Origin of the sequence: Mycobacterium sp. (genome assembly GCF_032159775.1) — a bacterium.
Lineage (GTDB): Bacteria > Actinomycetota > Actinomycetes > Mycobacteriales > Mycobacteriaceae > Mycobacterium.
Map to the genome: position 1 here is coordinate 25,072 of NZ_JAVHWK010000170.1, position 9,886 is coordinate 34,957.

Genomic DNA, 9,886 nt, shown 5'->3' on the forward strand with positions numbered 1-9,886 from the left:
TGGAGTTCTTACCTGCCGTGCGTCAGCCGCGCGCGCCAGGCCCCCAGCAGGCCACGACCGGCCACCTGCAGTCGCCTGCCAGTGCCGACGGTCGCGCGCTGGTCGAAGATCGCGAAGTCGATGTTCTCGATGCGGTCGAGGATCTCCGAATACAGCGTGAAGGCGGCCTCGACGCAGGGCCGCGACCGAGCGTCGAGCATGTCGATGCCTTTACGGGCGACGTCGTACACCCGGCGGGTGGCGGCGTGCTGTTCGGTGAGTGCCCGCCGCACCCGGGGGTCGGTGCGCCTGTTGGCGTGACACCACGCCAGCACGTCCCGGTCGACCCGGTGAGCGGCCAGCTCATCGGCGGGCAGATACACCCGGCCGCGCTGCAGATCCTCGTCGACGTCCCGCAGAAAGTTGGTGAGCTGGAAAGCCGTCCCCAGCGCCGCGGCATAGGGTGCGGCCTCTTCGCGCGGGCCGACGGTGCCGAGCACGGGAAGCATCTGCAAACCGATCACCTCGGCCGAGCCGTGCATGTACCGCTCGAGCGATTTGCGGTCCGGGTAGTCGGTGACCGTAAGGTCCATCCGCATCGCGGCAAGGAAATCGTCGAACATCTCCCACGGAATGCCGTATCTGCGCGCGGTGTGCACGACGGCCCGCAGGGTCGGGTCGTCACCGCAATCCTGATGCTGGACAAGCTGATTGAAGAGCTGTGTGGAGAGCCGCTGCAGCCGTTCGGTGCGCTGCGCCGCGCTGAGAGTGTCGTCGAAGTCGTCGAGGATGTCGTCGGCGCGGCGGGCGAACCCGTACAGCGCGTGTACCGCGGGGCGCTGTTCGGGTGCCAGTAACCGGGTGGCGAGGAAGAACGTGCGGCCGTGCTCGGCGTTCAGCAGCCGGCAGTGTTGGTAGGCGTCGCGCAGCGCCGGGTCGTGCACTCCTGCGGCATCGAGTTCGGAGCGGATCATGTCTGCCCGCTACCGATCTGAGCCCTGACGGACCGGATGACGGCTCCGGTGACCCGGTCGGCGGCCAGCCGTCCAGACATCAGGGCGGTGGGAACGCCGACACCGGGCACCGTCGACGATCCCGCCAGCACGACGTTGTCGATGCCGCGAACCGTGTTGGCGGGACGGAACGGGCCCGTCTGCCCGAACGTGTGCGCCAGCGCGAACGGCGTGCCCGCCAGCATGCCCTGCCTGGCCCAGTCCGCGGGGTTGACGACATGCAGCAGTTCGGCGTCGACGCCCAGTTGCGGAAGCCGGTCGGTGACCGCGGCCATCATGCTGTCGGCGTAGGAGTCGCCGATGCTCTCCCAGTCGACGGTGCCCTTGGACAGGTTCGGGGCAGGCGCCAGCACGTAGAGCAAATCGCGCCCGGGGGGCGCGAGCGTGGGATCCCCAGCTGTCGGCCTGGTCACCAGCAGCGACGGATCGCTCATCACCACCCCGTCGTCGATGATCTCGCGGAACGTCTGCTCCCAGCTCTCACCGAACAGGATGTTGTGGTGTGGCAGCGCGGTGTCCGGCGATCGGCAGCCGATGTGGGCGACGACCGCCGACGGCGACGCCCGAAGCGGCAGCAGACGACGCGGGGTGCGGCCGAGAAGCCGGTAGGTGTCGGGAAGCTCGGTGGTGAGGATCACGGCGTCGGCTTCGATGCGATCATCGGTGTCGGTGTGCACGGCGCGGATCCGGTCTCCCAGCCGCTCCAGCTTGGTTACCGTTGCGCCATAACGGAACTCGACCCCGGCGTCGACCGCAGCGGCGGCCAATCCGTCGGGAAGCGCCCGCATTCCTCCGCGCGGGAAGTACACACCGGCGACAGTGTCCATGTAGGCGATCACGGCGTACACCGCAAGCGCCCGTTGCGGAGGCACCCCCGCGTAGAGCGCCTGGAACGTGAAGATCCGGTGCAGCCGCGGATCGGTGATGAACCGCTTCACCGCCCGGTCCCACCGGCGGAACCCGCCGAGCGCGGTCAGCCGGGCCAGCGACGGAGTCAACAACGACAACGGCGAGTCGAAATTCGAGCCGATAAAGCCGTCGAACTCGACTTCGTACAAGCGCGCGAGCCAGTCGCGTAGCCGCAGATAGCCCTGCGCCTGCTCCGGCCCGGCGAACCGCTCCACCTCGGCCGCCATCGCATCGCGGTCACTGTGCACGTCGAGCCCGCTGCCGTCGGAGAAGAGTGCACGGTAGGCGGGTTCGACGGCTTCCAGCTCGAGCCGGTCTGCGGTGGATTCGCCTACCGCCGCAAAGGTTTCGTCGATCAGGTCGGGCATCGTGAGAACCGTCGGGCCGGTGTCGATCCGGTATCCGTTGACGTCGAGCCGGCCGACGCGTCCGCCCGGCACGTCACCGCGTTCGACGACCGTCACCGAGCGGCCCCGGCCTGCCAGGTGCAGTGCCGCCGACAGTCCGGCGAGGCCCGCGCCGACGACCACCACGTGATCGGTTCTGCCGCCGATGGTTCGCATCATGACGCCCTCTCGGTGCATACCGACGCCATGTTGAGCAATGCCGAACGCACCGCGCCGTCCAGCCGGCTCTCGTCGATCCAGTCCGAGGCACGGCGCAGCCGATCGGCGATCATCTCTTCGATCTGCTGCTCGGCGCCGGTCGCGGTGATCAGGCTGCGCCAACGTTCGATATCCGCCTCATCGAGGTCGGCGGTGCCCATCAGCTCGTTCAGCTGGCGGCGCAGCGTCGGATCGGCCATCCGATGCGCGGCCACGACCACGCTTGTCGCCTTGTGTTCGGTGAGGTCGGCACCGGCGGGCTTGCCCGTGATCGCCGGTGAGCCGAAGATGCCGAGCAGATCGTCACGCAGCTGGAAGGCCTCGCCGACCGCGTCACCGTAGCGACCCAGACGGGTCAGCAAACTGTCGGGGCAGCCCGCCATCGCCGCGCCGATCTCCAGCGGCCGGCGGACCGTGTAATTGCCCGATTTGCGTCGCGCGACGTCCAGCACCTCATCCAGCGTAGGCAGCCCGCCGACGTCGTTGACCAAGTCCGCGAATTGGCCGACTGCCAACTCGGTGCGCATGGCGTCGTATCTGGGCCAGGCCCTGTTCAGCGCGTTGGGATCCAGGCCGCTGTCCCGAAGCATCTGTTCTGCCCAGACCAGGCAGAGGTCACCGAGCAGGACGGCCGCCGATTCTCCGAACCGGTCCGGCGACCCTGACAGTTCTCGGCTGCGGTGCCAGTCGGCGAACTGAACGTGAGCCGCAGGACGGCCGCGGCGCAGTTGTGAACCGTCCATGACGTCGTCTTGAAGGAGGGCGAACGCGTGCAGCAGTTCGAGGCTCGCGGCGGAGCGCAGCGCTGCGTGCGAGGGCTCGGCACCACACAACCAGCCGAGGAACATGAATGTCGAGCGCAGGCACTTGCCGGAGCCGACGAATCCGACCAACACATCGGCCGCGACATCGACTCCCGCGCCGCGCAGGTCGTGCGCGCACCGGTCGGAGACGAATTCGTCGACGGAGTCCAGCACCGCCTTGCGCACATTGCTGCGCCAGATGTCGAACTGTCCCGCCTCCTGGCACGTCACCGCAGGCGCGGGGCGCAGCGCAGGCGCAAACAGCCGTCCGTCGACGCCCAACCTGTACCCCTTTCCCGACCCACCGGCGGAGCCGTCAGCCTATTGGCGTTCTGGCGATACCCCCAGCCGAGGCGGCCGAACCTGACTTGATGTCACTATTACGTCACCAATGTTTGACGTGGCGGTGGAGTGCAGTGTCGAGTTTGCGGGGCCGGCCAGCCCCGGGTACACGCTGTCCCCATTGCGCCGCGGAGGTGGTGACCCCTGTTACGTGACGGCGTCCGACAAGGCCATCTGGCGGACGAGCCTGATGCGCACCGGGCCGGTGACAGCGCGGATCAGCCGGTCGGGCCCGTGCACCATCGCGTGCGAGGCATGGGGAAGCGGCGCAGCGGAATTCGCGGCCGGACTCCCTGCGCTGCTGGGCGCCGACGACGACGCGAGCGGGTTCTCGCCCGTCGAACCGACCATCGCCAAGGCCCATCGCCGGGTGCCGCATCTGCGACTGGGCCGGACAGGGCGGGTGTTGGAGTCCCTGATCCCGGCCGTGATCGAGCAACGGGTAGCCGGCAAGGACGCGTTCCGGGCCTGGCGGTTGCTGGTCACCAAGTACGGAGCACCCGCGCCGGGCCCGGCACCGGCGCGGATGCGCGTACCGCCACCCGCAGAGGTGTGGCGCCGCATTCCGTCGTGGGAGTTCCACCTGGCCAACGTCGACCCCGGCCGGGCCCGCACGCTCGTCGGCTGTGCCCAGCGTGCCGATTCGCTGGAGCGGCTTGTCACCCGTCCCGTCGAGCAGGCCAGGGAGGCGCTGACCTCGTTGCCCGGCGTCGGGGTGTGGACGGCGGCCGAGACGGCCCAGCGCGCTTTCGGCGACGCCGACGCATTGTCAATCGGTGACTACCACCTGGCCAAGGTGGTCGGCTGGTCGCTGCTCGGCCATCCCATCGACGACGACGCGATGGTCGCGTTGCTCGCCCCGCTGCGCCCGCACCGGCACCGGGTGGTGCGACTCCTCGAGGTCAGCGGGCTGGCCCGCAACCCGCGGTTCGGGGCACGGCAGGCCATCCCGGACCTGCGCGCGATCTGAGCGCAGGTGATTAACCCGGGAGCGTCACGGGTAGGCCTTTCGACGACGCGAAATCGAAGGAGCAATCGATGACTCAATTCACCGTTCCCGGCATGTCGAACAAAGAGGGCAGCGAAGTGGCGGAACTGCTGCAGAAGGCATTGAGCCGGTACAACGACCTGCACCTCACGTTGAAGCACATCCACTGGAATGTGGTCGGCCCCAATTTCATCGGGGTGCACGAGATGATCGACCCCCAGGTCGAACTGGTCCGCGGCTACGCCGACGAGGCGGCGGAGCGGATCGCCACGCTCGGAAAGTCTCCGCTCGGCACGCCTGGCGCCATCATCAACGACCGCACCTGGGACGACTACTCGGTCGAGCGGGACACCGCGCAGGCGCACCTGGCCGCCCTCGACGTCGTCTATACCGGCGTGATCGAGGACACCAGGAAGAGCATCGAGCGGGTCGGAGATCTCGACCCGGTCACCGAGGACATGCTCATCGCGCATTCGGCGGAGCTGGAGAAGTTCCAGTGGTTCGTCCGCGCCCATCTGGAGAACTCAGGCGGTCAGCTGGCCAACCAGGGCGCGAAGTCCGAGAAGGCGGCCGCCAGCCGCGCCAGGAAGAAGGCGCCGGTCAAGTAGGACCGGACTCCTCCAGGGCGTCGTCTCGCACCGGCTGGTCGGTGAGTTCCTCGCTCCCGAATCGTGACTCGACCGAAATGGTCTTTCGCTAACCGTTACCGCGTCGCTCGATCGACGCCTCGTCCGGCATCCGCTCGCGAAGGCTCTCATAGATGGGTGGCGATCCGACGAGGTTCGCGATCAGCACAGCCGCCGCGGTTGCGGCCATCATCGGCACCAAGGTCGCCGTCGTTGCCGTCATCTCGGTGACGACGACCATGCCCGTCACCGGCGCGCGCACGGTGGCCCCGAAGAACGCCGCCATCCCCACGAGCGCCATCGGAACAGCCAGTTGGGAGGTGTCTTCCGGCCACACCGCGGCGAAGCACCCGACGAACAACAACCCCCACAAGGCGCCAACGGCCAGCAGTGGTGCAAACAGCCCGCCCGGTACCGCCGCCGAGTACGAGAGGGGACCCGCGATGAACCGCACTGCGAGTATCCCGATGACGACCGACAACACGATGTTCTGTCCGCCGAGGATCCGCTGCGTCAGGTCCTCGCCGCCGCCCACCGAGAGCGGGTAGACGAACATCGCCAACCCGACGATCGCACCGATGATGGCGGCCTTCGCCGGCGCAGGGATGCGGTGTATCGCACCGACGTGATCCAGGAACCACAGCGTCAAACCGTTGTACGCGGCGCCGAGACCTCCGGTCAGCAGGCCGAAGGCGATGAAAAGGGGCAGCCATGCCAGCGCAGGGGCATCGATGGGTTCGACCCGAAAGTCGGCATGGTTTCCCAACACCAGCCGCGAGCATGCGACACCGGCAGCGCACGAAAAGAGGGTCGCCAGAACCGTTTTCACCCTGAAGGACTTGGTCACCTCCTCGAGGGTGAAGAGGGTGCCGCCGATCGGCGCATTGAAGGCCACCGCAAGGCCTGCGCCGCCAAGTGCCGTCTGCATCATCCTGACCTCGGAGTCGGGTAGCCGAGCGCGCCTGGCGGCTTCGGCGCCGATCGCCGCGCCCATATGCACCGTGGGTCCCTCGCGGCCAAGCACCAGCCCGGATCCCATGCTCAGCACGCCTCCGATGAACTTCGCCGGAAGCAGTCGAATCTGTGGCGGCTTGGCCTCGCCGAGATAGACCGCTTCGACGTGCTGGATGCCGCTGCCTGCCGCCAGCGGCTCCCATCGCACGATCAGGGCGGCGAGGGTAGCGCCGAACGCGGCAGCGGCCATGGGCACCAGCCAGCCCGGACCGGGTAGCTTGTGCGCCCAGTCGACGAGGTCGATGCGCAGGTCGTCGGCGATCTGCAGACACCAGCGGAACCCGCCACCGACGAACCCGATGACGACACCCGCGACGATCGCCGTCACGCAGATTCCGACCGTGCCGCGCACCGATTCGTCGGGCTGGAGGGGTCCTGCCGCCTGCGCCGTCATAAGGCGACGAACTTTACCGGGGCGGATACCCCCACGGGGTATAGTGAAACGCATGACCGAGGTCGATCACTCACAGCACCACAGAGACACCGACCATGCAGAACACGGCCACGGCGGGCACGGCGGCCACCACGATCACGTCGCGCAGTTCCGCAGCCTGTTCTGGATCATGGGGGTGCTGGCCATCCCGACGGTGGCGTTTTCCGGCATGTTCGCGATGATCCTCGGCTATTCCGTTCCGCAGTTCCCCGGATCTGGCTGGGTGTCCCCGGTGCTCGGGACCGTGATGTACTTCTGGGGCGGCAGGCCGTTCCTGGCCGGCGCAATCAGCGAGATCCGCTCTCGCGCACCGGGAATGATGTTGTTGATCGCTCTGGCGATCACCGTCGCATTCGTCTCGTCGTGGGGCGCAAGCCTCGGCGCGCTCGACCGCCAGCTCGACTTCTGGTGGGAGCTGGCGCTGCTGATCGTCATCATGCTGCTCGGCCACTGGATCGAAATGCGGTCGCTGGCGCAGACCAGCTCGGCGTTGGACTCCCTTGCCGCGCTGCTGCCCGACGAGGCCGAACGGGTCGAGGGAGACGACATCGGGCGGGGCGGCGGGAGCAGAACAGTCACGGTCGCCCCATCGGATCTTCGACTCGGCGACGTGGTGATCGTGCGTCCCGGCGGCAGCGTGCCCGCCGACGGCGAGATCGTCGACGGCGCGGCCGACATCAACGAGTCGATGGTCACGGGAGAGTCCGTGCCGGTACGGCGTGGCGTTGGTGACGACGTCGTCGCCGGCACGGTCGCAACGGATTCCGGGCTACGCATCAGGGTCACCGCCGTGGGTGGCGACACAGCGCTCGCGGGAATTCAGCGGCTGGTCACCGAGGCACAGAACTCGACATCGCGGGCGCAGCGGTTGGCTGACACAGCCGCGGGCTGGCTGTTCTGGTTTGCGCTGGGCGCCGCCGTCATCACCGCGGTGGTGTGGGGCGTCGTCGGCAGGCCGGAGGAAGCCGTTATTCGGACGATCACCGTTCTGGTCATCGCGTGCCCGCACGCGCTCGGGTTGGCGATACCGCTCGTGGTGTCCATCGCCACCGAACGAGCAGCGCGCGCAGGCGTGCTCGTCAAGGACCGGCTCGCGCTGGAAAGCATGCGGACGGTCGGCGCCGTGCTGTTCGACAAGACCGGCACCCTGACGAAGGGTGAGCCGAGTGTGACGGACGTGGCCGCCACCACCGGGCACAGCGATCGCGAGGTGCTGGCGCTTGCGGCGGCCGCCGAGCTGGACTCCGAACATCCGCTGGCGCGCGCGATCGTGGCTGTGGCGAAAGCAAGAGATGTGAATGTGCCCGTCTCGTCGGACTTTTCGTCGTCCCCAGCGGTCGGAGTGACCGCGACTGTCGACGGTCGCACGGTCCGTGTCGGCGGTCCCCGACTGCTGGCACAGGCCGGGCAGATCGAGATGCCCGAAGCCGCGGCATGGCACAACGAAGGCGCGATCGTGTTGCACGTCCTTCTCGACGGGGCGGTGGCGGGCGCACTGAAGCTGGCCGACGAAGTACGCCCGGAATCCCGTCAGGCGGTCGAGGGCCTGCGCCGGCTGGGCATCGAGGTCGTGATGATCACCGGCGACGCCGAGCCGGTGGCGCGGGCGGTCGGCGACGAGCTCGGCATCGAGCGGGTGTTCGCGGGCGTGCGGCCCCAGGACAAGGCGGCCAAGGTCGCCGAGTTGCAGGCCGACGGCCTCAAGGTGGCGATGGTCGGTGACGGTGTTAACGACGCGCCCGCGCTGGCCCAGGCCGACGTCGGCATCGCCATCGGTGCGGGCACCGACGTGGCCATCGCATCGGCCGGTGTGATTCTGGCCGGCTCGGACCCGCGTTCGGTGCTCTCGGTGATCACGTTGTCGAAGGCGGCATACCGCAAGATGGCCCAAAACCTTTGGTGGGCAGCGGGTTACAACCTGATTTCGGTGCCGCTGGCGGCCGGGGTGTTGGCGCCCGTCGGGTTCGTGATGCCGATGTCGGTCGGTGCGCTGCTGATGTCGGCGTCGACGGTCGTCGTCGCGCTCAACGCGCAACTGCTACGGCGGCTCGATCTGCGGCCGGTCAGCAATCAGTAGCCGAGGCCACGCAACTGGGCACCGAGCTGTTCGGCGACTGCCTGGTGCGTGCGGATCAACTCGAGCTGCTGGCCGACCTGAGCGCGCAGTGCGCGCAGCACCGCCAGTTCAGAAGCGGGCGTCTCGGTCAGGTGCTCGAGCGCATCCGAGGTCGACGACACGGCGTCGAGCGCTGATTGCGACGTCGTGTGTGCCGCGGTGACCGCCTCGGCGGCGTCCCTGAGGCGGTGTCCCAGATCGGATTCGACGCCGGACAGGTGGTCAAGCGCGTCGCGGGTGCCCTGCGCGAAGTCGCCGTAGTTCGTGATGGCGTCTCCCGACATTGATGCGGCCTGTTCCTGCCCGGACCGGATGACGTCGGTTGCCTCGGTCAGTTCGTCGGCAGCGGTCGCAGCCGCGTCGGGGTCAGCGGTGCCGAACAGCGAGTCTGCCCTCGACATCACGTCGCCAACGTTGCGGACCAGATCGGACAGCGGCACAAGACCAATTATCAGCCATCGAGCGAGTCGATGAGGTCGTTCAGGGCGGTGGTGTCCGCGTCAGCAGCCGGTTCGCCCGCCTCCACCGCGGCGACCAGTTCGACGGGAAGGCCCGCAGCATTGGCCGTCTCCAGGGCGGACAGGCTCGCGCGCCGACGCGCGGCGTACAGCCGCTGGCCCAGCGTCGCGCCGGGTGCGGCGGCGGCGCGGAACATCAGGTCGTCGTAGCAGCCACGGACGGTCCGCAGGGCCAGCACCACGTCGGGGGTGCCCCTGCTGTGCTGTGCGGCTCGGGCGACGACGGCTTCGAGCTTGCGAAGCTCGGCCAGGATGACCGTGGCGCGCCCGGTGAAATCGGGATCGTCGTCGGCCGGCAACGACTCGACGGCCGCACCGAGCGTCGTCATCGCCACCTCGACCGTGCCCGCGATGAGCGACGCGGTGCCGCTGTCTGCGGGTGGCTCCGGCACGGCGCCGGGTACCTGGCCGCCATACCGTATCGTCGCTATGGTTCCGGCGGGCCATTGCAGAATCTCCTCGAGCTTGGCCCTCGTCCGCTCCCTCGGCCAGCTACGACCCTTCTCGAAGGCGATGAGCGCGCCCGCATTGATGATCTTG

At 68.3% G+C, this 9,886-nt stretch carries 9 protein-coding genes; 3 read left to right on the forward strand and 6 right to left on the reverse strand.

From position 1 onward, the window contains the following. Positions 1-8 precede the first annotated feature (8 nt). The 3 genes from QOJ24_RS22690 to QOJ24_RS22700 are packed head-to-tail and all read right to left on the reverse strand — an operon-like array spanning position 9 to position 3,591. Positions 9-953: a phytoene/squalene synthase family protein gene (locus tag QOJ24_RS22690; protein ID WP_526265365.1), complete on the reverse strand. Its 945-nt coding sequence runs from the start codon at positions 951-953 to the stop codon at positions 9-11. Further along, positions 950-2,464 (reverse strand): phytoene desaturase family protein, encoded by a 1,515-nt coding sequence (gene crtI / locus QOJ24_RS22695; RefSeq protein WP_526265387.1) that lies wholly within the window; start codon positions 2,462-2,464, stop codon positions 950-952. The genes QOJ24_RS22690 and crtI overlap by 4 nt, the downstream gene beginning before the upstream one ends. After that, positions 2,464-3,591 (reverse strand): polyprenyl synthetase family protein, encoded by a 1,128-nt coding sequence (locus tag QOJ24_RS22700; RefSeq protein ID WP_526265367.1) that lies wholly within the window; start codon positions 3,589-3,591, stop codon positions 2,464-2,466. Before QOJ24_RS22700 ends, crtI begins: the two co-directional genes overlap by 1 nt. 109 nt (positions 3,592-3,700) lie before the next feature. Here QOJ24_RS22700 and QOJ24_RS22705 point away from each other — a divergent pair, with 109 nt between their 5' ends. Further along, a complete protein-coding gene (locus QOJ24_RS22705) occupies positions 3,701-4,621 on the forward strand; it encodes a DNA-3-methyladenine glycosylase family protein (protein WP_526265369.1) in 921 nt (306 codons plus the stop codon). Positions 4,622-4,689: 68 nt separating this feature from the next. Beyond that, positions 4,690-5,247, forward strand: coding sequence for a Dps family protein (locus QOJ24_RS22710; protein ID WP_526265371.1), 558 nt, complete (start codon positions 4,690-4,692; stop codon positions 5,245-5,247). Positions 5,248-5,335: 88 nt separating this feature from the next. On the opposite strand, the gene QOJ24_RS22715 is transcribed toward QOJ24_RS22710, so the two are convergent. Further along, positions 5,336-6,673 carry a H(+)/Cl(-) exchange transporter ClcA gene (locus QOJ24_RS22715; RefSeq protein ID WP_526265373.1) on the reverse strand — a complete coding sequence of 446 codons (1,338 nt, stop codon included), beginning with the start codon at positions 6,671-6,673 and terminating at the stop codon, positions 5,336-5,338. Between the two features lie 52 nt (positions 6,674-6,725). Here QOJ24_RS22715 and QOJ24_RS22720 point away from each other — a divergent pair, with 52 nt between their 5' ends. Next, positions 6,726-8,789, forward strand: a complete 2,064-nt coding sequence (locus tag QOJ24_RS22720; protein ID WP_526265375.1) for a heavy metal translocating P-type ATPase — start codon at positions 6,726-6,728, stop codon at positions 8,787-8,789. Here QOJ24_RS22720 and QOJ24_RS22725 read toward each other — a convergent pair. Then, positions 8,783-9,268, reverse strand: a complete 486-nt coding sequence (locus QOJ24_RS22725) for a hypothetical protein (protein ID WP_526265377.1) — start codon at positions 9,266-9,268, stop codon at positions 8,783-8,785. The genes QOJ24_RS22720 and QOJ24_RS22725 overlap by 7 nt on opposite strands. Positions 9,269-9,279: 11 nt before the next feature. Continuing rightward, positions 9,280-9,886: transcriptional regulator (locus tag QOJ24_RS22730; protein WP_526265379.1), on the reverse strand; the 607-nt coding region annotated here is incomplete at its 5' end.

Coding starts and splice junctions, on each gene's coding strand:
- QOJ24_RS22690 (WP_526265365.1), bottom strand. CDS start 953: ATGATCCGCTCCGAACTCGATGCCGCAGGAGTGCACGACCCGGCGCTG.
- crtI (WP_526265387.1), bottom strand. CDS start 2,464: ATGCGAACCATCGGCGGCAGAACCGATCACGTGGTGGTCGTCGGCGCG.
- QOJ24_RS22705 (WP_526265369.1), top strand. CDS start 3,701: ATGTTTGACGTGGCGGTGGAGTGCAGTGTCGAGTTTGCGGGGCCGGCC.
- QOJ24_RS22710 (WP_526265371.1), top strand. CDS start 4,690: ATGACTCAATTCACCGTTCCCGGCATGTCGAACAAAGAGGGCAGCGAA.
- QOJ24_RS22715 (WP_526265373.1), bottom strand. CDS start 6,673: ATGACGGCGCAGGCGGCAGGACCCCTCCAGCCCGACGAATCGGTGCGC.
- QOJ24_RS22720 (WP_526265375.1), top strand. CDS start 6,726: ATGACCGAGGTCGATCACTCACAGCACCACAGAGACACCGACCATGCA.